Genomic DNA, 23688 nt, shown 5'->3' on the forward strand with positions numbered 1-23688 from the left:
ATGAGTGAATTCACTGAGCCATCCGACCTGCGATTCGACGGACGCGTCGCCGTCGTCACCGGCGGCGGGCGGGGCCTTGGTCGCGAGTACGCCCTGCTGCTCGCCTCCCGCGGCGCCAGGGTCGTGGTCAACGACGTCGGTGGCAGCCTGACCGGTGAGGGCGGCGACGAGGGTCCGGCGCATCAGGTCGCCGCCGAGATCCGCGCTGCCGGAGGTGATGCCGTCGCCAGCACCGATTCGGTGGCCACCGCCGCGGGCGGTGAGTCGATCATCGCCACCGCGCTCGACCACTACGGCCGCATCGACGTCCTGATCCACAATGCGGGCAACGTGCGCCGCGCGCCGCTCACCCAGATGTCCTACAAGGACTTCGACGCCGTCCTCGACGTTCACCTGCGCGGTGCGTTCCACGTGGTGCGGCCCGCGTTCCCGGTGATGTGCGCGGCGGGCTACGGCCGGATCGTGCTGACATCGTCGATCGGTGGGCTGTACGGCAACCACGGCGTCGCCAACTACGCCGCGGCCAAGGCTGGTGTCCTCGGGCTGACCAACGTCGTGGCACTCGAGGGTGCGGCCGCGGGCGTGCGCTGTAACGCGATCATCCCGGGCGCTGTCACCAGAATGGCTGAGGGACTGGACACGTCGGCCTACCCGCCGATGGACCCCGCTCTGGTGGCACCGACCGTCGGCTGGCTGGCGCACGAGGACTGCACCGTCACGGGCGAGTACTTCGTGGCCATCGCGGGCCGCGTGGCTCGGGCGTTCATCGGCGAGACCCCCGGTGTGTATCGGCCGTCGTGGAGCGTCGAGGACGTCGCCGAGAACATCACCGCGATCCGCGACGACACCTCACCGCTGGTGTTCCCCGTGGTGCCCGACGGGCACGCCGATCACATCCGGTACAGCTTCGGCGCAGGGAGCCGAGAATGACTGAACCGAAGGGCCCGTTGCACGGTATCCGTGTGGTCGATCTGACCGCGATGGTGATGGGCCCCTACTGCACGCAGATCATGGCCGACATGGGTGCTGACGTCGTCAAGGTCGAGCCGCCGGCCGGTGACAACACCCGCTTCATCTCGGTCGGCCCCGCGCCCGGAATGAGCGGCGTGTTCGTCAACGTCAACCGCGGAAAGCGCAGTGTGGTGCTGGATCTGCGCACCGAGGAGGGCGCGGCGGCCCTTCGCTCGCTGATCGTGAGTGCCGATGTGTTCATCCACTCGATGCGGTCGAAGGCGATCGTCAAACTCGGCTTCGGCTACGACGACGTCGCCGCGATCAACCCCGACATTGTGTACACGAACTGCTACGGCTACGGCCGCCGAGGTCCCGAGGCGGACCGGCCGGCCTACGACGACACCATTCAGGCCGAGTGCGGCCTGCCCGCCGTGCAGGAACAACTCACCGGCGAGGCGAACTACGTCGGAACCATCATGGCGGACAAGGTCGCCGGGCTCACCGCGCTGTACGCCACGATGATGGCGCTGTTCCACCGTGAGCGCACGGGGGAGGGACAGGAGGTCGAGGTCGCCATGTTCGAGACCATGGCATCCTTCATGTTGGTCGAACATGCCAACGGCGCCATGTTCGACCCTCCACTGGGGCCGGCGGTGTATCCGCGCACGGTCGCACCGAACCGGCGGCCATATCAGACCAAGGACGGTCAGATCGCTGCGCTGATCTACAACGACAAGCACTGGAACGCTTTCATCGCCGCGGTCCAGCCCGCCTGGACCAGCGAGCTCTACGCCACGCTGGAACGGCGCGCCAAGCATATCGACGTGGTCTACGGCCTGATCGCCGAGACGTTGTTGGAGCGCACCACCGACGAGTGGCTGGCGCTGTTTCGGGAGTTGGAGATCCCGGCCGCGCCGATCCAGACCCCCGATGCGCTGTTCGACGATCCGCACCTGAACGCCGTCGGTCTGTTCGAGACGGTGCAGACGCAACACGGCCCGGTGCGCATTCCCGGTGTGCCGACGTGGTTCTCGCGTACACCGGGCCGGGTGGCCGGCTATGCGCCCGAGCTGGGCGCTGACACGCGGGACGTGTTAGCCGAACTGGACGCCCTGAGCCAGCGGCAACTCGGAGCTGTAGTTGACGGTGTTGGTGGCGCGTCGCATGTAGGCCTTCCACGAGTCGGACCCTGACTCGCGGCCACCGCCGGTCTGCTTCTCGCCGCCGAATGCTCCGCCAATCTCCGCGCCCGAGGTGCCGATGTTGACGTTGGCGATGCCGCAGTCCGATCCGTCGGCGGCCATGAAGCGTTCGGCCTCACGAATGTCGGTGGTGAATATCGCCGACGAAAGCCCCTGCGGTACCGCGTTGTTCAATGCGATGGCCTCGTCGAGATCGTCATAGGTCAGCACGTAGAGGATCGGCGCGAACGTCTCGTCGTGCACCACGGCGGTCTGCGCAGGCATCCGGACCAGGGCGGGCCGCACGTAGAAGCCGCCCGCGTCCACCTCGACATGCTCACCGCCGATGACCTCGCCGCCGTCGGCCCTGGCCTGCTCGAGCGCGCCGACCATGTCGCGGTAGGCGCGCTCATGGATCAGCGGTCCGACCAGGGTGCCCTCGGCCGCCGGATCTCCGACCGGCAGGCTGCGGTAGGCCTGCTCGATACGCTCGACGAGGGTGTCCACCACCGACGTGTGGGCGATCACGCGGCGCATGCTGGTGCAGCGCTGGCCCGCGGTGCCCGCCGCGGCGAACACGATGCCGCGAACCGCCAGATCGAGGTCGGCCGAGGGTGCGACGATCGCCGCGTTGTTGCCTCCCAGTTCCAGAAGCGCCTTGCCGAAGCGCTGTGCCACCCGCGGCCCGACCTCCCGGCCCATCCGCACCGAGCCCGTCGCGCTCAGCAGCGCCACCCGGGCGTCGTCGACCAGCAGTTCGCCGATCTCGCGGGCGCCGAGGACGAGTCGGCTGACGTCACGGGGTGCACCCACATCGTCTGCGGCGCGCTCGATCAGGGCCTGGCACGCGATCGCGGTGAGCGGGGTGAGTTCAGAAGGCTTCCACACCACGGTGTTTCCACATACCAGCGCGACGGCGGTGTTCCACGCCCAGACCGCGACCGGGAAGTTGAACGCGGTGATGACGCCGACGACGCCGAGCGGATGCCACGTCTCCATCAGCCGGTGGCCGGGTCGCTCGGATGCGATGGTCTTGCCGTACAGCTGACGCGAGAGACCAACGGCGAACTGGCAGACGTCGATCATCTCCTGCACCTCGCCCAGTGCCTCGGAGGTGATCTTCCCCGCCTCGACGGTGACGAGCGTGGCGAGATCGCTCTTGTGCTCGATCAGGAGTTCACCGAGCCGGGCCACCAGTGCGCCCCGCACGGGTGCGGGAGTGACGCGCCAGCCGGCGAATGCCGTGGCTGCGGCGGCTATGGCCTCCTGCGCCTGCGCCGAGGTGGTCTCGTCAATGGCGAACAACATGTCGTCGGTGATGGGTGTACGGGCGGGTAGGCCAGAGGTGCCCGGTTCGCGGAGGTCGCATCGCGCACCGATCGCGCCCAGCGCCGCGCGAACCCTGTCGCGCAACTCGTCGGCGGTGGGCAGGGCCGCAGCGGGCGTGGAGGTTGCCATGGTGGTCATGATGCCGCTTTCTCGTAGGGGTCGTCGCGATAGTCTCCGGCCATGACGGACACGGGTGAGGAACTCGATGAGATCGACCGGATCCTGGCGCGCGCTCTCGTGGCCGACGGGCGGGCCACACTGGCGCAGTTGGCATCGGTAGCCGGTCTGTCGGTGTCCGCGGTGCAGTCGCGGGTGCGGCGCCTGGAATCGCGCGGCGTGGTCACGGGGTACCGGGCGAGGATCAACCCGGAGGCCATCGGCAACATGCTGTCGGCGTTCGTGGCCATCTCACCCCTCGATCCGTCTCAACCCGATGATGCGCCTGCCCGGCTCGAACACATTCGTGAGATCGAGTCGTGTCACTCAGTGGCGGGGGAGGAGAGCTATGTCCTCCTGGTCCGCGTCGCCACCGCGCGAGCGCTGGAAGACCTGCTGCAGCAGATCCGAACCGCGGCCAACGTTCGCACCCGAAGCACCATCATCTTACAAACATTTTACGAAGGACGCGACTTCGTGCCGTAATTAATCCTGATATGTGCGGGGAGGGCCGTAAAGAATGCGCTAAGATCGCCGCATGACCGCCGTTCTCCCGTCCCGAACCGATCGCGCATCCGGCCCGGCCATCGGCCCCGACGACGTGCACGAGGTGCTGCGGGCCAGCATCCTCACCGACGGCCTCGACTTCGTGCTCGACGTGCAGCGTTCGTCGGGATCGCAGTTGGTCGACGCGCGCACGGGCGTCCACTTCCTGGACATGTTCACGTTCTTCGCGTCGTCGGCCCTGGGTATGAACCATCCGGCGCTGGCCGAGGATCCCGACTTCCGCGGGGAGCTGGCAGCGGCCGCGATCAACAAGCCGAGCAACTCCGATGTCTACAGCGTGCCGATGGCGCGATTCGTCGACACCTTCAAGCGCGTGCTGGGTGATCCCGCGCTACCGCACCTGTTCTTCGTTGACGGTGGTGCGCTCGCGGTCGAGAACGCGCTCAAGGTGGCATTCGACTGGAAGAGTCGGCTCAACGAGTCCCGCGGGCTTGACTCCTCTTCCTCCTCGCGTCCGGGGCACGCCGAGCTCGGCACCCGCGTGCTGCACCTGCGTGGGGCGTTCCACGGACGCAGCGGCTACACCCTCTCGCTGACGAACACCGATCCCAACAAGGTCGCTCGCTTCCCGAAGTTCGACTGGCCGCGAATCGACGCGCCCTACGTGCGGCCAGGTGCCGACATGGCCGCGCTCGAGGCGGAGTCGCTGCGACAGGCCCGCGCGGCGTTCGAGGCCAATCCGCATGACATCGCGTGCTTCATCGCCGAGCCCATTCAGGGCGAGGGTGGCGACCGGCACATCCGCGCGGAGTTCTTCGCCGCGATGCGTGCGCTGTGCGATGAGTTCGACGCGCTGCTGATCTTCGATGAGGTGCAGACCGGTTGCGGAATGACCGGAACACCCTGGGCCTACCAGCAATTGGGCGTTCGTCCGGACGTCGTCGCCTTCGGCAAGAAGACGCAGGTGTGCGGTGTGATGGCAGGCGGGCGCGTCGACGAGGTGGCCGGCAACGTCTTCACGGTCAGCTCGCGAATCAACTCCACGTGGGGCGGCAACCTCACCGATATGGTGCGGGCGCGTCGCATCCTCGAGGTGATCGAGGCTGACGATCTGATGGTGCACGCCGCCAAGGCGGGCAAGCATCTGCTGGATCGGCTCGAGAGTCTCGCCGAGGAGTTCCCGACCCTCGTGCTCGACCCGCGCGGCCGCGGTCTGATGTGTGCGTTCAGCATGCCGTCGCCCGCGCAGCGTGACGATCTCATCGGCAGGCTGTGGGACCGCCGCGTCATCATGCTGGGCAGCGGCCCGGACAGTGTGCGATTCCGGCCCGCGCTCACGGTGTCGCGCCGCGATATCGACACCGCCGTCGACACCGTGCGCGAGGTTCTCAGCGAGATGGGCTGACCGCCAGGCCGCGGATGATCGAGGCGAGCCGGGTGAGGTCCTCCCCACCAACGAGCACGCAGCCGTGGATCTCGGCGAGGCGCCGAGCCGCGGGCGTGAAGGTGTGGTTGGTGACGACCATCGTCTGGGTGCAGTCCTGCATCGGCGCTCCCGCCACCACCTCCTGAACCGCGCCCGTGCCCACCGGACGGGCTTGGCGCTTGCACTGGATGGCAATCCGATTGGGTCGGTGCCCGACGATGAGGTCGACGCCCCAGTCACCGGTCAGCGGCGTCATGATGACCGGCAGACCACACGTCCGGGCGATCCGCGCGACGTGATCCTCGAACTCGGTGCCCGACATCGCCTGCTTGGCGGCGGCCGGATCCTCCCCGGCCCCCGGGGTGCGCGCTCCGCGAAGCATTCCGACAAGGAACGCGGGCAGCGCCGGCGCGAGGACACCGACAGCCACGCTCAGCGGCACGCTCAGCCCGAACAGGTACGCGCCGAGCCCTGCCGCAACGGCCACCACCACATAGACCCTCCACACGGACCCGAACTCTAGATTCTTGGACCGACACCTCGCCGAACGTGAAGTTGTTTGCGAACTCTCGCGAGTTCTTCGCAATCAACTTCACGTTCGGCGGGAGGCGTAATGCAACTTGGGGGTTGCGCAACTCGTAGGGCAGTGCAACTATGGAGTTGCACATCAGACCAAGAGGGAGAAGACCCGTGACGAGCCTCGACATCACCCGCACGATCGACATCAACGCCCCGGCCGAGAAGGTGTGGGCGGCATTGACCGAACCCGACCTCATCGCGCAGTGGTTCGGCGACACCTGCGAGTTCGACGCCAGCCCCGGCGGAACCGGGGTCTTCGGCTGGAAGGACCACCGCAGCCACGTCGTCGTCGAGCACATCGACCCGCCCAAGACCCTGGTGTACCGGTGGGGCCGCGAGTCCGGGGTCGCCCCCGCGCCGGGGAACTCAACCGTCGTGCGCTTCGATCTCACCGAGATCGCGGGCGGGACCCGGCTATCGCTGGCCGAGACGGGTTTCGAGGAGCTGGACAACCCGCAGGCGGCACACGACGACAACACCGGCGGCTGGCAAGCCGAACTCGCCGAGCTGGTGGAATTCGTGGAATCCCGGTGACCGAGCGCTTCGGCGGCGTCGCGGAGATGCCAGCCGTCCTCGCGGTGCTCGCCGACGAGACCCGATGGCGCATTCTCACCGAGGTGGGCCAGGCCGACCTGTCGGCGAGTGCGCTTGCGGCCCGCCTGCCGGTCAGCCGCCAGGCGATCGCCAAGCACCTCGTCGTCCTCGCTGAGGCCGGGCTGGTGGAGCCCATGCGATCCGGTCGCGAGATCCGGTACCGCGCGCTGGGGGCCCGCCTGAGCGCGCTGGCCAGTGAACTCGACGGTATCGGCAGGCGCTGGGACCAGCGCCTCGCCGCCATCAAGCGCATCGCGGAACGCCCCGACGAGGGGTGACGACAGACGAAGGCCCGGCCGGGGTGTACCCGGCCGGGCCTTCGGACGTGTGTGCGTCAGGGCCGCTGATGTGACTCCTGGCGCTTCTCGGCTGCAGCGGCGCCGGCGCGGGCCGCCTCTGCCTCGGCTTCCTTCTTCGCGGCATCCCGCTGAGCCTCGGCCTTGTCCTGCTGGGCCTGGCCCTCGTTGACGAGGTCGTTTCGCCCCGTGACGGTGCCGATCACTTCCTTTGCCTTGCCCTTGACGTCCTCGACGACGCCCTTGACGGCTTCTTCTGGACCACTGTTGTTGTCGGCCATGATCACCTTTCCGTTGGTGGACTCGCAACGGAGCGTTCCCGGGCTTGCTGGCGGCTAAACGAGGACGGGCGGCGTCGGCCATGGGGTGTCGATCACACTGTCGATCAAGGCCTTTGAGGATGCCTTCTTTGATCACATGCGGGTCGCCTCGGGCGGAAAACCCGTTGGTCGAAACGGGTTTGCGAAGACATGCCGCGGGGCACTCTCGGATTCGACGCGACTTGCGCAATATGGAGGAGGTCAGGGCTTGTCAGCCTCGTTGGATGAGCACGGGGAGGCCTCCGGTCTCTGGCGCCGCGGTGACGGCGAGTACGGTTCCGATTCGGCGCACGCGCGTGGGTCACGAACATCGCATGCACGCCAAGAGAATCGGCAGATTGATCGCCGCGCGGTCGGAGCAACGACTCGCCGGTGTGTTCGTGGTTAGCCGAGACTTGGGCGAGGGTAGTCTCGCGTGGAGATCAGCAGGAGGACGCGTGGCAGACGTTGAGAACAAGGTCGAGTTTCGGGTGGCGGCCAGACTCGAGAACCTCGCAATACTGCGCACCCTCGTTGCGGCGATGAGCACGTTCGAGGACCTGGATTCCGACACCGTCTCAGACCTTCGCCTTGCCGTCGACGAGGCCTGCACGCGACTCATCCGGTCCGCACTGCCCGATTCGATCTTGATTCTCGCCGTGTGCCCGAAGGACGACGAACTCGTCATCGACGCGTCCACCACATGCACGACCGCAGACATCATGGAGCCCGGTAGCTTCAGCTGGCATGTCCTGAGCTCACTGACAGACGAGGTCAGCGCGCACAGCGATGGACAGGGTCCCAATGGGGGACAGGTCGTCGGCATCTCGATGACAACGAGACGAGTGAGATCGCTGAGGTGAAGCGGTCGTCCTCCCAGGGTTCGCAATCTCGCTCGAACTCTGAATACGCGGACGTCATCGACAAGTTCCGCGAACTCGCGGCGCTCCCCGATGACGGGCCCGAATTTCAACGGAAGCGCGACGCCATCGTCGAGCGCTGTCTCCCGCTGGCCGATCACATCGCGCGCCGCTTCGACGGTCGCGGGGAATCGCGCGACGACCTAGTCCAGGTCGCACGCGTCGGACTTGTCAACGCCGTCATCCGGTTCAACGTCGACGCCGGTTCGGACTTCGTGTCGTTCGCGGTGCCGACCATCATGGGTGAGGTTCGACGGCACTTCAGGGACAACAGCTGGTCTGTCAAGGTGCCGCGTCGGCTGAAGGAACTTCACCTGCGGCTCGGAGCGGCCACCGCCGAACTCTCGCAGCGTCTTGGGCGGGCGCCCACACCGACCGAACTCGCCGCGGAACTGGAGATGGACCGCGAAGAGGTCGTAGAGGGCCTCATCGCGGGCAGCTCGTACAACACCATGTCGATCGACGGCGGCGGTAGCGGTTCGGAGGAGGCACCGGCAATCGCCGACACGCTCGGTGACGTCGACACCAACCTGGACCGCATCGAGAACCGGGAAGCGTTGCGGCCGTTGCTTGCATCGCTTCCCGAGCGCGAGCGCACGGTGCTGGTGCTGAGGTTCTTCGAATCCATGACGCAGACCCAGATCGCCGAGCGGGTCGGCATCTCGCAGATGCACGTGTCGCGACTCCTCGCCAAGTCGCTGGCCCAACTGCGCGACCAGTTGGAGTAGTCCTGACCGCGACATCGGCGTCGAGAAGCCCGGCCGTCGCAGGCATCGTGCTGGCCGCGGGTGCCGGGACGAGGTACGGGATGCCGAAAGTCCTTGCCGAGCAAGGGCAGTGGCTGGAGTTGGCGGTCGAGGCGCTCAGTTGCGGAGGCTGCGATGACGTCATCGTGGTGCTCGGCGCAGCCGTGGTCGACGTGCCCGAGCCTGCCCGCGCGGTCGTCGCTGACGACTGGGCCGACGGCGCCAGCGCCTCCCTGCGTGCTGGGCTGGCGGCGGCAGCCGGGGCAGATCTGGCGGTGCTGCGTCTGATCGACACTCCCGACATCGGGGCTGACGTGGTGAGCCGGGTGCTGGCGGCCGCCGCGTCAACGGGCCTGGCCCGCGCCACTTTCGACGGCAGGCCCGGTCATCCCGTCGTTATCGCCGCCCGCCACTGGCCCGCGCTGCGCGCCACACTGCACGGAGACCAGGGCGCGAGGGGATTCCTGTCAGCCCGCGACGACGTGGTGGCCGTGGAGTGCGGCGACCTCGCCGCCGGGGTCGACGTCGACGCGAGGTGAGCGGAACGCGGAACGCTCAGAGCAGGCCGAGACCGGCCACTGCCGCGCGCTCCTCGAGGAGTTCGGTGACCGACTCGTCGATGTGGGTCTGGGAGAACTCGTCGATCGCCAGGCCCTCGACGATCTGCCACGCACCGTCGACCGCGCGGACCGGCAGCGACGCCACCACGCCCTCGGGGATGCCGTAGACGCCGGGGGAGGGCAGCGCCACCGAAGTCCAGTCGTGTGGATCGGTGCCGTCGACCCAGTCGCGCACGTGATCGATGGCGGCGTTGGCGGCCGACGCTGCTGACGACGTGCCGCGTGCCTCGATGATTGCCGTGCCACGCTTGGCGACCGTCGGGATGAATTCCGTTGTCAGCCAATCGGTGTCGGCGGCGTACTCGGCCCCGGGTCGGTCTCCGACCACGGCGTGGAAGATGTCGGGATACATCGTCGGAGAGTGGTTGCCCCACACCGTAACCCGCGACACATCGGTGACGTGGACGCCGGCGTGGGCGGCAAGGGCGGCGACGGCGCGGTTGTGGTCGAGCCGTGTCAGCGCGGTGAACCGCTCGGCGGGGATGTCGGGCGCATGGGCCGAGGCCACCAAGGCATTGGTGTTGGCCGGGTTGCCCACCACCACGATCCGGACGTCGCTGCCCGCCCCCGCGTTGAGCGCCTTACCCGCCTCGGCGAAGATCGCAGCGTTACCGGCCAGCAGGTCGGCGCGTTCCATGCCCTTGCTGCGGGGTTTGGCGCCGACCAGCAGGGCGACGTCGACACCGTCGAACGCGCGGACCGGGTCGTCGTGAATCTCGACGCCGGCCAGCAGGTCGAATGCGCTGTCCTGAAGTTCCATCACGACGCCCTCGGCGGCGCGCACCGCGGACGGCAGCTCCAGCAGCCGCAACGTCACGGGAACGTCCCGTCCGAGTAGCGCGCCGCGCCGATCCGGAACAGTGCGGCGTACCCGATCTGACCGGCGGCACCGGTGACGGTGACGACTTTCGGGCGGGTCATGTGTGAACGCGCAGGTTCAGCACCTCGGATGCGTAGCGCCGCACCGTGTCCTCGGACATCGCCGCGGCGTCCTCGTGGCCCGGTCTCGCGCGGCTGCGCATGAACGCCGTCTTGGGGTCGAGCGTCACCTCGGCGAGCAGTTCACCCGTCGTCGGTTCGCAGACCGCCCACGTGTAGAGCGTGTCGTCCGCCCAGCCGTCCTCGGCGTCGTGGACGTAGTCGAGGTCGGTCTCGCCCAGATCGGCGAGGGCGGGCCGATCGTCGACGCGGTCGTCGTAGCGCAGGCCCCTCAGGTACCACGTGCCGTTGTTGATCTCGACGGGATCCATCGGCCCCTCACCTTCCTCCAGATACGCCGAAACTGCGGGGAGATCGTCGAACTCGAAGGTATCGCGATCTCACCGCAGTCTCGGGGATGGTCTTGCCGGACGCTAGTCCTTGATCTCGGCCAGCACGGTGCCCTGGGTCACCGCGGCACCGGCCTCGATCGACAGCCCGGTGATGGTGCCGTCCTTGTGGGCGATGACGGGGTTCTCCATCTTCATGGCCTCCAGCACCACGATGAGGTCACCGGAAGCGACCTGCTGGCCCTCCTCGACGGCGACCTTGACGACGGTGCCCTGCATGGGTGCGGTGACCGAGTCACCCGAGGCTGCGGCGCCGCCGCCGGCACCGCGCTTGCGTGCCTTGGGCTTCTTGCGGATGACACCGGCACCGGCGCCACCGCCACCGTTGCCGAGCGCGAGATCACCGGGAAGCGAGACCTCGACGCGGCGTCCGCCGACCTCGACGACGACCTTCTGCCGGGGCAGGCTGTCCTCCTCGTCGACCGGCTCACCGGCGGTGAACGGCTCGACGGTGTTCTCCCACTCGGTCTCGATCCAGCGGGTGTGCACCGTGAAGCCGTTCTCGTCGCCGATGAAGGCGGGATCGGACACCACTGCGCGGTGGAACGGGATGACCGTGGCGAGCCCCTCGATGTTGAACTCGGCAAGCGCACGGCGGGACCGATCCAGCGCCTCCTCACGGGTGGCACCGGTGACGATCAGCTTGGCCAGCATCGAGTCGAACTGACCACCGATGACCGAACCGGTCTCCACACCGGAGTCCAGGCGCACGCCCGGACCGGTGGGCGGGGTGAAGGTGGTGACGGGGCCCGGTGCGGGCAGGAAGCCACGGCCGGCGTCCTCGCCGTTGATGCGGAACTCGAAGGAGTGGCCGCGCGGGGTCGGGTCCTCGGTGATGTCGAGCGCCTCGCCGTTGGCGATGCGGAACTGCTGGCGCACCAGGTCGATACCCGCGGTCTCCTCGGTCACCGGATGCTCGACCTGCAGGCGGGTGTTCACCTCGAGGAACGAGATCAGGCCGTCCTGGCCGACCAGGTACTCGACGGTGCCCGCGCCGTAGTAGCCGGCCTCCTTGCAGATGCGCTTGGCGGACTCGTGGATCTCCTTGCGCTGCGCGTCGGAGAGGAACGGCGCGGGCGCCTCCTCGACCAGCTTCTGGAAGCGGCGCTGCAGCGAGCAGTCGCGGGTGCCTGCGACGACGACGTTGCCGTGGGTGTCGGCGATGACCTGGGCCTCGACGTGGCGCGGCTTGTCCAGGTACCGCTCGACGAAGCACTCGCCGCGGCCGAACGCCGAGACGGCCTCACGGGTCGCCGAGTCGAACAGCTCGGGGATCTCCTCGATGGTGCGGGCCACCTTCATGCCACGGCCACCACCGCCGAAGGCCGCCTTGATGGCGACGGGCACGCCGAACTCCTTGGCGAAGGCCACAACCTCATCGGCGTTCTTGACCGGATCCGGAGTGCCCGGTACCAGGGGGGCCTTCGCACGCGCGGCGATGTGGCGAGCGGTGACCTTGTCACCCAGGTCGCGGATCGACTGCGGGCTGGGCCCGATCCAGATCAGGCCGGCATCCAGGACCGCCTGCGCGAAGTCGGCATTCTCCGAGAGGAAGCCGTACCCGGGGTGAATGGCGTTGGCGCCGGACTTCTCCGCGGCGTCCAGCAGCTTCTCGAACACCAGGTAGGACTCGGCCGAGGTCTGTCCGCCCAAGGCGAATGCCTCGTCGGCGAGCCGGACGTGGGGTGCGTCGGCGTCGGGGTCGGCGTACACGGCCACGCTGGCCAGCCCGGCGTCCTTGGCGGCACGGATCACCCGGACGGCGATCTCGCCACGATTGGCGACGAGCACCTTGGAGATCTTCGAGCTGGCGTGACTGGGCACTGGGCCTCCTGGTGGCATGTCTAAGAAACGTCTTTAAGAATGTATCTGGCGCAGTTTATGCCGCGCGACATCTGCCCGGCGAGCCGGTGCTGGTTACCGACGGGTAAGTGCTCAGCCGGTACTCGAACCCCCTGGTACTCAGCGCTTAACGCAGATGCCGCTTGATACGGGTGAGCATCGCAGACATACCCCGCAACCGCAGCGGACTGATCAGGGCAGCCAGTCCGAGATCGGAGTAGAAGTCATCGGGCACCGCGAGGATCTCATCGGCCGAGTGGTCGTCGAGCCCGGCGGCCAGGATGGCGGCGAAGCCACGCGTCGTCGGCGCCTCCGCCGGTGCGCTGAAGTACAACCGGACGTGCGCCCGATCCCCGGCGTCGACGTGCAGGAACAGCGGCGACTGGCACTCGGGCACCGGCTCCATCGCGGCCTCTTCGAGATCGCCGGGCAGCGGCGGCAGCTCATTCGCGAACTCGAGCAGCAGCTGCAGCTTGTCCTGGCCCTGCATGTCGGCGAAGTCCGACACCACCTCAGCCAGTGCGGCCGGCATGGTCATCGGTACATCTTTCGCTCGAAAGCGTCGCTCACGGCGCCTCGCCGGGCTCTTCCCCGACAGCGACGGGCACACGCACCGCGTTGCCCCACTCCGTCCAGGACCCGTCGTAATTGCGCACGCCCGGCAGGCCAAGCAGGTGCGTCAGAACGAACCACGTGTGGCTGGACCGCTCACCGATGCGGCAGTACACGACGGTCTTGTCCTCGGGTGTGAGGAAGTCGTACAGCTCCTCGAGTTCCTCGCGACTGCGGAACTGACCGCTGTCCTTGGCGGCCTTGGCCCAGGGGATCGACTTCGCGGTCGGGATGTGCCCGCCGCGCAGCGCGCCCTCCTCCGGGTAGTCGGGCATATGGGTGCGCTCGCCGGTGTACTCCTGCGGGGAACGCACGTCGATCAGGGGCTGCTCGCCCAGGATGTCGAGGACGTCCTGCCGGTAGGCGCGGATCTCGGAGTCATTGCGCTCGACCACGGGGTAACCGGTGGTCTGCTTGGAGGGCACATCGAGTGTGGTGTCCCGGCCGTGTGAGACCCACAGATCGCGTCCGCCGTCGAGCAGTCGGACGTCGGGGTGGCCGAACAGGGTGAACACCCACAGCGCGTACGCCGCCCACCAGTTGCTCTTGTCGCCGTAGATGACGACGGTGTCGTCGCGGCTGATGCCCTTGCGGTCCATCAGCGCGGCGAACTGCTCGCCGTTGATGTAGTCGCGAACGTGCGGGTCATTGAGGTCGACGTGCCAGTCGATCTTGACGGCACCGGGGATGTGCCCGGTGTCGTACAACAGCACGTCCTCGTCGGACTCGACGATGGCCAGGCCGGGACGGCCGAGGTTGCCGGCCAGCCAGTCGGCGGTGACCAGCCGTTCGGGATGGGCGTAGGCGGTCAGCGTGGGGCTGGGATCTGCAGGCAGTGGCACGAAACCGAGCGTACTCACCCCGAAATGTGGACACGCCAGATGAGGTTCCGACTTGGCGTCGCAACGTCATCTGCTGTAAGAATCTGAGGGATGAGCGGTTTGCCAGCAAAGTTTGACATCGGGATTGTCGGCCTCGGCTACGTCGGTCTGACCCTGGCCACGGTGCTCGCCGAAGCGGGCAACACAGTAATCGGTGTGGAGAAGCGGTCCGACCTGGTCGACCTGACCAACGAGGGAACTCCGCATTTCACCGAGACGGGCCTGCCAAACGCCCTTTCCGGCGTCGTTCGGCACAAGAAACTGGTCGCCGCCGAGGCCTTCGACGACACGTTCACCTGCGACACCTACATCATCACCGTGGGCACCCCGTTGTCAGCGGACGGAGTGGCCCGCGTCGACATGATCGAGACCGCTGCACGCGATATTGCTGCGAATATGCGGGATGGCGCGCTGGTGATCCTGCGCTCTACGGTCAAGGTCGGCACCACGCGCGACATCGTGTCACCGATCCTGGCGGCCAGTGGAAAGCAGTTCGATATCGCGATGTGCCCGGAGCGGACACTCGAGGGCAAGGCATTGCAGGAGTTGCGCGAGCTCCCGCAAATCGTGGGTGCCGACGATCAGGCGGTCGCAGACCGCGCCGCGGCGGTCTTCCGCAAACTCACGAACTCGATTGTGCTGGTCTCCAGCATTGAGACCGCGGAGATCCTCAAACTCGTCAGCAATACCTTCCGCGATGTGCAGTTCGCGTTTGCCAACGAGGTCGCGCGGCTGTGCGATGCGTTCGGTGTCAGCGCACACGAGGTCATCTCCTCGGGCAAGCTCGGCTACAACCGAACCAACATCCCGATGCCGGGTCTGGTCGGCGGTCCGTGCCTCGAGAAGGACCCGCACATCCTGATGGAGAGCGCGCGCAGCCGAGGCATCTCCCTGGAGATCACCTCGGCTGGCCGATTGGTCAACGAGCGGCAGCCCCAGGAGACCGTCTCCTTCATCAGCAGCGAGATCGAGCGTCGCGGTTGGACTGGACCGCTGAAGATCAACCTCCTCGGGATGGCGTTCAAGGGCCAGCCGGAGACCAGCGATCTGCGCGGGTCGATGTCGATCAGGGTTCTCGACGCGCTGAAGAAGGCCCACCCGGACGCGCAGATCGGTATCTATGACCCGGTGACGCCGGAGGACGTGCTGGCCGGTGAGTTCCCGGACGAGAACACGTATTCGCGGTTCGGTGACGCGGTCAGCGGGGCCTCAGTGGTCGTCCTCGGCAACAACCACCCGTCGCTCGGCACCATCTCACCGCGCACGATCAAGGAGTTCATGGCGCCCGACGGCTTCGTGTTCGACTACTGGAACCACTTCAGCCACCTGCCGTCGTCCGAACTGGGTGACTCCTACTTCGCCGTCGGGAACAGCGGATCGGTGCCGGCGAATGGGTAAGCGCGTCGTCGTCACCGGCGGCTGCGGCTTCATCGGCGCTTACCTCGTCAAGCGACTGGTACGCGACGGCTGGGATGTCGCGGTCGTGGACTCGATGGTGCGCGGTGACGCGAGCCGCCTCGCCGAGGTGGCCGACGACGTCGAGCTGTTCACGTCCGACGTCCGCGATCAGGCGGCGCTGGAGAAGGCATTCGCCGGTGCCGAGGTGGTCATGCACCTGGCTGCCATCAACGGCACCGAGAACTTCTACAAGCAGCCCGAACTGGTACTCGACGTCGGCATGCTCGGTGCGCTGGCCGTCGTGAACGCCGGTCGCGCAGCGGGTGTTCCGGATCTGGTCGTGGCCTCGACCGCTGAGGTGTACCAAACGCCCGCGGTGGTACCGACCCCCGAGACCATCCCGCTGATGCTGCCCGACAGCCTCAACCCCCGGTACTCCTACGGCGGCTCCAAGATTGTCAGCGAATTGATCGCCTTCAACTACGGGCGCGATCACTACCGTCAGGTGCAGGTGTTCCGGCCGCACAACGTGTTCGGACCCAACATGGGGTGGAAGCACGTGGAGCCGCAGTTCATCATGCGGGCCCTGGCGGCCAAGGACGCGCTACCGCCAGATGACCCACACGGCAAGGCGCCCTTCGACATTCAGGGTGACGGCACCGAGACGCGGTCGTTCTGCTACGTCGATGACGTCGTGCAGGGCATCCTGACGATGTACGCCAGCGGCGGACATCGCGAGATCTTCCACATCGGAAGCGATGAGGAGATCTCCATTCTGGACTTGGCGGGACGCATCGGCACGATCGTCGGCGTCGATCTCGACATCCGTCCGGGTGAGGCCCCCACCGGTGGCACGCCGCGCCGATGCGCCGACATCACCAAGATGCGATCACTCGGGTGGTCACCCGAGGTGGGTCTGGACGAGGGTCTGCAGCGCACGGTGGCGTGGTATCGCGAGCACCGCGACGACGTGCCTGCCAACGACCTGATGTAGAGCGCTCGCGTTCAGGCGGGGTTGGCGCGCCAGAGCTCGGCGATCGACAGGCCGACCTGATTGAACAGTCGCAGGGTGAGCGGCAGGCCGATGCCGATCACCGCGGACGGGTCCCCGTCGATGCCCTCGATGAACCAGCCGCCGAGACCGTCGAGGGTGAAACCGCCTGCCACGGCGACGGGTTCGCCGCTGCGCGCGTAGGCGGCCAGATCGTCGGACGACGGGCTGCCGAAGCGGACGGTGGTGACCGCATGGTCGGCGGCTTCGGCCACGATCTCGTTGTGTCGCAAGCGAATCACGCTATGCCCGGTGTAGAGCTGGGCCGTGTGGCCGGCCATCGCCTGCCAGCCCTCGATCGCGGCGGCCTCCGAAGTCGGTTTGCCCCACAGTCTTCCGTCGCGGAACAGCATCGAGTCGCAGCCGATCACCACGCAGTCCGACGCAACAGCAGAATCCAGCAGCGGTGCGACGGCCCTCGCCTTGGCCACGGCCAACGCGGTTGTGACGTGCCCGGGACCTGCGTCCCGGGGTTGTGCGGCCTCGATCGCTTCCTCGTCCACGCCTGAGACGATCACATGAGGATCGATCCCCGCGCCTCGGAGCACCTTGCGCCGCCCCGAGGAGGCCGACGCAAGGACAACCCGGGTCATCGACGGATGTGTAGGCGCTCCACGAGCGTCACGCGCTGCAGGCTCGTGATCGAGTAACGCAGCTTGTCCACCGGGTGACCCCACAGGTCGCGCTCCTGCGGACCGGGGTCGACGGGGCCGCTCCCGGACGCACCGGCGAACACCGTGACCAGTGCGGCCAGATCCTCGTCGGTCGGCTGGCCCTTGAGTATCTGGATGACGGGTGCGTGCGCCTCGGCGCCCGCACCGCTCACGGCGTCGTCGGTCTGCTCAGTCACGGCTGCCCCTTCGCTCTCTGCGCTCACAGTGGGATGTTGCCGTGCTTCTTGGGCGGAACCTGGCTGATCTTTCGTTCCAGCAGCCGCAGCGCGGTCGAGACGTAGCCGCGGGTCTGCGACGGCGGGATGACCGCGTCGACATAGCCACGTTCGGCGGCGACATACGGGTTCACCAGAGTGTCCTCGTAGTCCTGCTGCAGTTCCAGGCGCAGCGCGTCGACGTCGGCGCCGTCCTGGGCGGCCTGCTTGAGCTGCGGGCGGTAGACGAACCCGACGGCACCGCCTGCGCCCATGACGGCGATCTGCGCGGTCGGCCACGCCACCACAACGTCGGCGCCCATGTCCTTGGAGCCCATGACGCAGTACGCGCCGCCGTAGGACTTGCGGGTGATGACGGTGATCTTGGCGACCGTCGCCTCGCCGTAGGCGTAGAGCAGCTTGGCGCCACGGCGGATGATGCCGTTGAACTCCTGATCCGTGCCGGGCAGGAAGCCGGGAACGTCGACCAGCAGCACGATCGGGATGTTGAAGCAGTCACAGGTTCGGATGAACCGGGCGGCCTTCTCCGAGGCGTTGATGTCGAGGCAGCCGGCGAACTGGGTGGGCTGGTTGGCGACGATGCCGACGGGCCTGCCGTCGATACGGCCGAACCCGACGAGGATGTTGCCCGCGTAGCCCGACTGGACCTCAAGGAACTCATCGTCATCGAGGATGCGGTTGATGACCTCGTGCATGTCGTACGGCTGGTTGGGCGAGTCCGGGATGAGGGTGTCGAGTTCGACGTCCTCCTCGGTGAGGTTGTCCTCGATGGCGCCCGGGTGCGGAGGCGCGGCGTACCGCGGCGGATCCGCGTAGTTGTTGCTCGGCAGGTAGGACAGCAGGTCGCGGACGTACTCGAAGGCGTCCTGCTCACCGGACGCGACGTAGTGCGCCGTACCCGACTTGGACATGTGGGTGTGGGCGCCGCCCAGCTCCTCCATGGTGACGTCCTCGCCGGTGACGGTCTTGATGACGTCCGGGCCGGTGATGAACATCTGGCTGGTCTGGTCGACCATCACGATGAAGTCGGTGAGTGCGGGGGAGTACACGTGGCCACCCGCGGCGGCACCCATGATCAGCGAGATCTGCGGTATGACACCGGAGGCCAGGATGTTGTTGCGGAAGATTCGGCTGTAGAGGCCCAGGGAGACGACGCCCTCCTGGATACGCGCGCCGGCGCCGTCGTTGATACCGATCAGCGGGCGGCCCGTCTTGATGGCCAGTTCCTGCACCTTGACGATCTTCTCGCCGTAGACCTCGCCGAGGCTGCCGCCGAAGACCGTGGCGTCCTGGCTGAAGATGCAGACATCGCGGCCGTCGATGGTGCCGTAGCCGGTGACGACGCCGTCGCCGACCGGCCGGTTCTCGCCGAGTCCGAAGTTTGTGCTGCGGTGGCGTGCCAGCGCGTCCAGCTCGACGAACGAACCCTCGTCAAGCAGCGCGAAGATGCGCTCACGTGCGGTCAGCTTGCCCTTGGCGTGCACCTTCTCCACGGCTGTCTCGCCGACGGGGTGCAGTGCCTCCTCGGCACGCTTGCGCAGGTCGGCCAGCTTGCCCGCGGTCGTGTGGATGTCGATCTCGTGCTCGCTGGCCGGCTCCGTAACGCTTGTCATGGGTAGGCATGTTATCGACTCCGCGGCGCGACCACTGCAGCGGCCACGCCGAAGCCTCCAGAAAAGATTGCCAGGTAGACCAGGCGATGTTTGCCAGGAGTTGTATGTCACCCGGGTTTGCTGTTTCATGGTTGCAGCAATGGGTACGCCGAGATCGGCAGGCCGTGGAGCCACTGGCCCAATAGTTTCGAAAGGGAAGGGCGGCGTGCGTCCAAAACGCGAGTTCAACGGCATAGATGGGCCGCGGGTCGCGATTGCGCACGATTACTTGACCCAGCGCGGGGGTGCCGAGAAGGTCGTCCTGTCGATGAGTCGAGCATTTCCCAACGCACCGATCTACACGTTGCTGTATGACCCGGCGAACACCTACCCGGAATTCGCTGAGCGCGACATACGAGTTTCCCCGCTCAATGGGCTTGGCGTCTTCCGGAAATATCACCGGGCCGCCCTGCCGATCCTGCCGTGGGCGGCCGGGTCAATGAGTGTCGACGCAGACGTCGTCGTGACGAGTTCGAGCGGTTGGGCGCACGGATTCCGGACCACTGGCCACAAGCTGGTGCACTGCCATTCACCGGCGCGCTGGCTCTACCTCAGCGACAAGTACCTCGGTGAGGACAGCGGGCTGGCCAAGCGCGCCGTGCTGGCCGCCACGTCCACCTACCTGCGGGCATGGGATCGCCGTGCCGCCGCGTCATGCGACCGCTACCTTGCGGTGTCCACGGTCGTGCAGCAGCGCATCGCCGACGCCTATGGGATATCGGCCGACGTGCTGCCCTCACCCGTGGCGATGACGCAGTCGGGTGCCACCGAGTCCGTGCCGGAACTCGACCGCTGGCTTGCCGAACAGGACGAGCGGGTTCCGGACGAGGCGTTCTTTCTGTGCGTTTCGCGCCTCCTGCCCTACAAGAACGTCGACGCCGTCGTGGGTGCCTTCGCCGGCCGACCGCAACGCCTGGTGGTCGTTGGCCGTGGGCCGGACGCCGAACGCATCGCGGCCGCGAAGACGCCCAATGTGTTGATGCTCAGTGATCTCACCGACGCGCAGATGTCGTGGCTGTACGCGCATTGCCGCGCTCTGGTCGCCGCGAGCTACGAGGACTTCGGTCTCACCCCGATCGAGGCAGGCGTCTGGGGCAGGCCGAGTGTGGTCCTGCGCTGGGGTGGCTTCCTGGACACCGTCGCCGAGGGAATCACCGGAATCTACTTCGACACGCCCGATTCGGCTTCGATCGGCGAGGCCATCGACAGGTTCGAGGCCTTGACATTCGACCCGGCGAAGGTCCGGGCCCACGTCGAGCAGTTCACCGAGGAGCGCTACGCCGCGGCGCTGCACGCCGCGGTCGACGACATGGCGGGCCGCCGCATATGACGACAGCGTGCCACCGCACCGAACTCCTTCTGAGGGAAGAGATTGCGGGCGGGTCAAAACCCACGAAGTCATTCCACGAAATCGTGGTTGTTATGGTCGAATCGGACTTGACACAGGAGCGAGACGCGTGATTCCAGAACCGTTCGTTGCAGATCCCGAAGACAGGGCCAGAAAGCTGGCGGCGGCGCCCGGTCTGAAACTGCCGCCGGATCCCGAGTGGGAGTTGGGCCCCGACGGTCGTGTCGTGGACTACAAGATGCAGGGCATGACATTTGCGCGAAAGGCGCGCAATCGGCTCTCGACGATCTTGTTCAACATGATCGTCACCTACATCCCGTCGCACTTCGTCCGGCAGAACTTCCTGAGGTGGTTCGGCAAGTCGACCATCGGCAAGAAGTCCACGCTCATGCGTGGTGTCACGGTGTTCGATCCGGAGTTCCTCACCATCGGCAACTACACCACCATCGGCTTTCGGTGCTTCCTGGACTCGCGGGCGGGAATCTCGATCGGCGACAACGTGAATATCGCCAGCGACACCCACATCCTCGGTGGCGGTCACGACATCAACCACCCGGACTTCCTGCCCATGCCCATCCCGACCGTCATCGAGGACTACGTCTGGATCGCCAGCCGGGCGATGATCCTGCCGTCGCACATCAAGCGCGGCGCGGTCGTGGCCGCACACGCGGTGGTCACCAAGGACATCGAGGCACTCGACGTCGTGGGCGGCATTCCGGCCAAGGTGCTGACGAAGCGCAACCCGGACGCACTCAAGTACAGCAGCCCATACCGCCCGTTGTTCTTCTAATGGCAGTCGACCTCAAGGACTACCGGCTGGTCTACATCGGTCCGCGCAACCACGTCACGGCGATCGGTGACTACACCGAGGATCTGGTCGCGGCATTCCGCCCGCACTTCGGCGATGTCGCCGAGGTGCGCGTCTCGGGTCCCGGTGACGAGACGTGGGCCGATGTCCGGCGGGTCCGCAAGCAGGTGCGCGACCTCGTGGCCTCCTGGCCCGCGGGCAAGGTGCTGGTGCACTCGGAGATCGGCTGCGGCATGCTGTCGCCGTTCTGGTCGATTGCCGGTCTGGCGGGTGTGCCGGTGACGCTGACGGTGCACGATCCGCCGCAGGCGCTGTGGTTCACCGCACGCACGCGGTTCGTCGCCCGGCACAAGCTGCTGATGCACGGCTTCCACTACCCGCTGCGCCCGCTGTCGCGGTGGCTCGAGGGCCGGGTGAACGGCCGTCGCGACATCTTCGCGCTCAGCAGGACCGGTCAGGCGTCGATCGACCGCGTCTACCCGAACACGCACACCCACTACGTGCCCTACCGGGTCGCGGAGAAGACGACCATCAAGCCGCCCGAGGACCGGCCCAAGGCGATCGGATTCTTCGGACTCGTTTACCGCGGTAAGGGATTCGATCAGATCGCGCAGATCCGCAGGGAGCTTCCCGACGACATCCTCATCCGGGTGGCGGGCCGCGGCACCGAGGAGCTGCCGCCCATGGCCGGTGTCGAGATCGTCGGCGGTGTCGACGGTGCCGAGGAGGACGCCTTCTTCGAATCGGTGCGCGCCATCGTGATCCCGTACGGCAAGCGGCACTTCTACGCCGACACCTTCCCAGCCTCGTCGGTGGCAGCGCACGCGCTGGCCTACCGGACGCCGATCATCGCCACCGGCTACGGCTCGCTCGCCGAGTTCGACGCCGAGACCGGTGCGGTGGTGGTGCCGATGGGTTCAGACGACCCCAACGCACTGCCGCCCGGCTTCACGGACGCCATCGCGTCGTTCGTCAACGATGATGCGCGCGTGACCGAACTGGGCAAGACCGCCGATCGCACACGCGCGGAGAGGTCGACACCCAGGACGGCTGAGGCGTTCGCGCAGGCGTGGTCGCAGATCCTGGGTCGTCAGCACGCGAGTGACTGACTCCGCCACGCAGGGCGAGGCCGCCCCGCGCAACATCCTGAAGACCCTTGTCGCCGTGGGCTGGATGTACGGCGGCCGCGGCGTCGGCATGCTGTGGACGCTGGCCCTGGTGGGCAAGCTGAGCGTCGGGGACTACGGCAAGTACGGCATGGGCTTCGCCCTGTCGGCCGTCGTCGGGCCGCCGCTGGACAACCCGTTCAACGTCCGGGCGATGCGGGAGTCCGACCAGCACTTCCAAGCCGAACGGACCAGCAGGTTCCTGCTTGGTCTGGCCCTGATGGTCGCCGGCGCATGCCTGATCAACGTGAACTACATCCTGTGGTTCGGGCTGGTGATCGCAGGCGGCGAGATGGTCTTCAAGTCCTATCAGAGCCAGGCGGCCAGGGACGGCCATCCGCAGGTGACCTGGCGGATGGACACCATCCGTCAGGTGAGCAGCGTAACCATCGCCAGCGCATACCTTTTCGGTGTCGACGACCCCAACCTGTCGGTGGCGAGCCTGCTCTACTGCGCGCCCTATCTGGTGGTGCTGGTCCTGGCGGCACGCCGCGTCTGGGGTCATAGCCCTGGCGTTCCCGGCCCCCCGCGGCTCATCGCCGCACTGATCGGCGAGATGCTCGGCATGTGCATCTACCTTCAGGGGGACGTGCTGCTGCTGGGCTTCCTCACCGACAGCACGACGGTCGGCTACTACGCGCTCACGGTCACCGTGACGGTCGCGTTGGCCGCCATCGGACAGTCGTTCGCCATGACCTACCACGAACCGCTGCGCCGCAGCGGTGGTGATCTGTCGACCGGACCGTCGCTGCGGCACATCGTGTTTCTCGGATTGGGTACCGGGGGACTGGTGCTCATCACCGGAGTGGTGCTGCTCATGACGCCCGCGCCGACCGAACTGGCCGTGGCGATGATCATCATGGCGGCGTTCTGCGCGATGCGGACGATGAGTTCGGTGTTCGCCGTCATCCTCTACGCCCAGCGGCGCGACACCATCCGGCTCGGCGCCAACCTCAGCCTGGTCCCGGTGAAGCTGGGAGCCGTTGCCGCCCTGGCCCAATTCGGCGCGGTCGGTGCCGCGGTCGCCACGGTGGGCGCCGACGCCATCCTGCTGGTCATCTATCTCATTGCCATCTATAGACGAAAGGACCGGGCTAGCGCATGAC

The 23688-nt window shown here is 67.0% G+C and carries 25 protein-coding genes and 1 pseudogene; 15 read left to right on the forward strand and 11 right to left on the reverse strand.

Annotated features, from left to right (window positions below; genetic code table 11):
- Both ABIA65_RS25865 and ABIA65_RS25870 read left to right on the forward strand, forming a co-directional pair.
- Window positions 1-930, forward strand: coding sequence for an SDR family NAD(P)-dependent oxidoreductase (locus ABIA65_RS25865; protein WP_354525341.1), 930 nt, complete (start codon window positions 1-3; stop codon window positions 928-930).
- Complete coding sequence (locus ABIA65_RS25870; RefSeq protein ID WP_354525342.1) at window positions 927-2147, forward strand: CaiB/BaiF CoA transferase family protein; 1221 nt, start codon at window positions 927-929, stop codon at window positions 2145-2147. Before ABIA65_RS25865 ends, ABIA65_RS25870 begins: the two co-directional genes overlap by 4 nt.
- Here ABIA65_RS25870 and amaB read toward each other — a convergent pair.
- Window positions 2049-3602, reverse strand: a complete 1554-nt coding sequence (amaB, locus tag ABIA65_RS25875; protein ID WP_354525343.1) for an L-piperidine-6-carboxylate dehydrogenase — start codon at window positions 3600-3602, stop codon at window positions 2049-2051. The genes ABIA65_RS25870 and amaB overlap by 99 nt on opposite strands.
- Before the next feature lie 42 nt (window positions 3603-3644).
- Between amaB and ABIA65_RS25880 the strand changes: the two genes are divergently transcribed.
- Together ABIA65_RS25880 and lat are read left to right on the forward strand one after the other, a co-directional pair.
- The gene (locus ABIA65_RS25880; protein ID WP_241400497.1) at window positions 3645-4106 is read left to right on the forward strand and encodes an Lrp/AsnC family transcriptional regulator; all 462 of its coding nucleotides are present in this window, start codon (window positions 3645-3647) and stop codon (window positions 4104-4106) included.
- Between the two features lie 52 nt (window positions 4107-4158).
- Window positions 4159-5532 (forward strand): L-lysine 6-transaminase, encoded by a 1374-nt coding sequence (gene lat, locus ABIA65_RS25885; protein ID WP_354525344.1) that lies wholly within the window; start codon window positions 4159-4161, stop codon window positions 5530-5532.
- On the opposite strand, the gene ABIA65_RS25890 is transcribed toward lat, so the two are convergent.
- Window positions 5516-6061, reverse strand: a complete 546-nt coding sequence (locus ABIA65_RS25890; protein ID WP_354525345.1) for a restriction endonuclease — start codon at window positions 6059-6061, stop codon at window positions 5516-5518. The two genes, lat and ABIA65_RS25890, sit on opposite strands and share 17 nt — an antisense overlap.
- A 182-nt stretch (window positions 6062-6243) precedes the next feature.
- Here ABIA65_RS25890 and ABIA65_RS25895 point away from each other — a divergent pair, with 182 nt between their 5' ends.
- Together ABIA65_RS25895 and ABIA65_RS25900 are read left to right on the forward strand one after the other, a co-directional pair.
- Window positions 6244-6666: an SRPBCC domain-containing protein gene (locus ABIA65_RS25895; RefSeq protein ID WP_354525346.1), complete on the forward strand. Its 423-nt coding sequence runs from the start codon at window positions 6244-6246 to the stop codon at window positions 6664-6666.
- Between the two features lie 26 nt (window positions 6667-6692).
- On the forward strand, window positions 6693-7004 hold the full coding sequence (locus ABIA65_RS25900; RefSeq protein ID WP_241405796.1) for an ArsR/SmtB family transcription factor: 312 nt from the start codon (window positions 6693-6695) through the stop codon (window positions 7002-7004).
- A gap of 56 nt (window positions 7005-7060) precedes the next feature.
- Here ABIA65_RS25900 and mbp1 read toward each other — a convergent pair whose 3' ends face one another.
- The gene (gene mbp1, locus ABIA65_RS25905; RefSeq protein ID WP_241400493.1) at window positions 7061-7303 is read right to left on the reverse strand and encodes a microaggregate-binding protein 1; all 243 of its coding nucleotides are present in this window, start codon (window positions 7301-7303) and stop codon (window positions 7061-7063) included.
- 476 nt (window positions 7304-7779) lie between these two features.
- Here mbp1 and ABIA65_RS25910 point away from each other — a divergent pair, with 476 nt between their 5' ends.
- Genes ABIA65_RS25910 through ABIA65_RS25920 form a run of 3 tightly spaced genes read left to right on the forward strand, consistent with a single transcriptional unit; the run spans window position 7780 to window position 9526 of the window.
- Window positions 7780-8184, forward strand: coding sequence for an ATP-binding protein (locus tag ABIA65_RS25910; RefSeq protein WP_354525347.1), 405 nt, complete (start codon window positions 7780-7782; stop codon window positions 8182-8184).
- Window positions 8181-8969 carry an RNA polymerase sigma factor SigF gene (locus ABIA65_RS25915; protein ID WP_241400491.1) on the forward strand — a complete coding sequence of 263 codons (789 nt, stop codon included), beginning with the start codon at window positions 8181-8183 and terminating at the stop codon, window positions 8967-8969. The genes ABIA65_RS25910 and ABIA65_RS25915 overlap by 4 nt, the downstream gene beginning before the upstream one ends.
- Window positions 8970-8971: 2 nt before the next feature.
- Entirely contained in the window at window positions 8972-9526 is a 555-nt protein-coding gene (locus ABIA65_RS25920; RefSeq protein WP_354525428.1) for a nucleotidyltransferase family protein, read from the forward strand.
- Window positions 9527-9542: 16 nt separating this feature from the next.
- On the opposite strand, the pseudogene ABIA65_RS25925 reads toward ABIA65_RS25920, so the two are convergent.
- The 5 genes and pseudogenes from ABIA65_RS25925 to ABIA65_RS25945 all read right to left on the reverse strand — a co-directional run bounded on the left by ABIA65_RS25925 (window position 9543) and on the right by ABIA65_RS25945 (window position 14231).
- Window positions 9543-10528 (reverse strand): annotated as a pseudogene (locus tag ABIA65_RS25925) (malate dehydrogenase).
- Window positions 10525-10857 (reverse strand): hypothetical protein, encoded by a 333-nt coding sequence (locus tag ABIA65_RS25930; RefSeq protein ID WP_241400488.1) that lies wholly within the window; start codon window positions 10855-10857, stop codon window positions 10525-10527. Before ABIA65_RS25930 ends, ABIA65_RS25925 begins: the two are co-directional and overlap by 4 nt.
- Before the next feature lie 102 nt (window positions 10858-10959).
- Window positions 10960-12759, reverse strand: a complete 1800-nt coding sequence (locus tag ABIA65_RS25935) for an acetyl/propionyl/methylcrotonyl-CoA carboxylase subunit alpha (protein WP_241400487.1) — start codon at window positions 12757-12759, stop codon at window positions 10960-10962.
- A gap of 145 nt (window positions 12760-12904) precedes the next feature.
- Complete coding sequence (locus ABIA65_RS25940; protein ID WP_241400486.1) at window positions 12905-13315, reverse strand: SufE family protein; 411 nt, start codon at window positions 13313-13315, stop codon at window positions 12905-12907.
- Between the two features lie 28 nt (window positions 13316-13343).
- The gene (locus tag ABIA65_RS25945) at window positions 13344-14231 is read right to left on the reverse strand and encodes a sulfurtransferase (RefSeq protein ID WP_241400485.1); all 888 of its coding nucleotides are present in this window, start codon (window positions 14229-14231) and stop codon (window positions 13344-13346) included.
- 99 nt (window positions 14232-14330) lie between these two features.
- Between ABIA65_RS25945 and ABIA65_RS25950 the strand changes: the two genes are divergently transcribed.
- Complete coding sequence (locus ABIA65_RS25950) at window positions 14331-15668, forward strand: nucleotide sugar dehydrogenase (RefSeq protein WP_371746844.1); 1338 nt, start codon at window positions 14331-14333, stop codon at window positions 15666-15668.
- The gene (locus tag ABIA65_RS25955) at window positions 15661-16662 is read left to right on the forward strand and encodes an NAD-dependent epimerase/dehydratase family protein (RefSeq protein WP_241400483.1); all 1002 of its coding nucleotides are present in this window, start codon (window positions 15661-15663) and stop codon (window positions 16660-16662) included. Before ABIA65_RS25950 ends, ABIA65_RS25955 begins: the two co-directional genes overlap by 8 nt.
- A gap of 11 nt (window positions 16663-16673) precedes the next feature.
- Here the strand turns inward: ABIA65_RS25955 and ABIA65_RS25960 are convergent, their stop codons facing one another.
- Genes ABIA65_RS25960 through ABIA65_RS25970 form a run of 3 tightly spaced genes read right to left on the reverse strand, consistent with a single transcriptional unit; the run spans window position 16674 to window position 19221 of the window.
- The gene (locus ABIA65_RS25960) at window positions 16674-17312 is read right to left on the reverse strand and encodes a Maf family protein (RefSeq protein ID WP_354525348.1); all 639 of its coding nucleotides are present in this window, start codon (window positions 17310-17312) and stop codon (window positions 16674-16676) included.
- Window positions 17309-17569 carry an acyl-CoA carboxylase subunit epsilon gene (locus ABIA65_RS25965; RefSeq protein ID WP_371746843.1) on the reverse strand — a complete coding sequence of 87 codons (261 nt, stop codon included), beginning with the start codon at window positions 17567-17569 and terminating at the stop codon, window positions 17309-17311. The genes ABIA65_RS25960 and ABIA65_RS25965 overlap by 4 nt, the downstream gene beginning before the upstream one ends.
- Before the next feature lie 23 nt (window positions 17570-17592).
- Window positions 17593-19221, reverse strand: a complete 1629-nt coding sequence (locus tag ABIA65_RS25970; RefSeq protein ID WP_241400481.1) for an acyl-CoA carboxylase subunit beta — start codon at window positions 19219-19221, stop codon at window positions 17593-17595.
- A 205-nt stretch (window positions 19222-19426) separates the two neighbouring features.
- Between ABIA65_RS25970 and ABIA65_RS25975 the strand changes: the two genes are divergently transcribed.
- From ABIA65_RS25975 to ABIA65_RS25990, 4 genes are all read left to right on the forward strand, one after another.
- Window positions 19427-20590 carry a glycosyltransferase gene (locus ABIA65_RS25975; RefSeq protein ID WP_241400480.1) on the forward strand — a complete coding sequence of 388 codons (1164 nt, stop codon included), beginning with the start codon at window positions 19427-19429 and terminating at the stop codon, window positions 20588-20590.
- Between the two features lie 127 nt (window positions 20591-20717).
- Window positions 20718-21398, forward strand: a complete 681-nt coding sequence (locus tag ABIA65_RS25980; RefSeq protein WP_241400479.1) for an acyltransferase — start codon at window positions 20718-20720, stop codon at window positions 21396-21398.
- Complete coding sequence (locus tag ABIA65_RS25985; protein WP_241400478.1) at window positions 21398-22525, forward strand: glycosyltransferase family protein; 1128 nt, start codon at window positions 21398-21400, stop codon at window positions 22523-22525. The genes ABIA65_RS25980 and ABIA65_RS25985 overlap by 1 nt, the downstream gene beginning before the upstream one ends.
- On the forward strand, window positions 22518-23687 hold the full coding sequence (locus ABIA65_RS25990; protein ID WP_241400477.1) for a lipopolysaccharide biosynthesis protein: 1170 nt from the start codon (window positions 22518-22520) through the stop codon (window positions 23685-23687). Before ABIA65_RS25985 ends, ABIA65_RS25990 begins: the two co-directional genes overlap by 8 nt.
- Window position 23688: the final 1 nt, after the last annotated feature.

The sequence above is a fragment of the Mycolicibacterium sp. 624 genome (genome assembly GCF_040548615.1).
Classification (GTDB): Bacteria; Actinomycetota; Actinomycetes; order Mycobacteriales; family Mycobacteriaceae; genus Mycobacterium.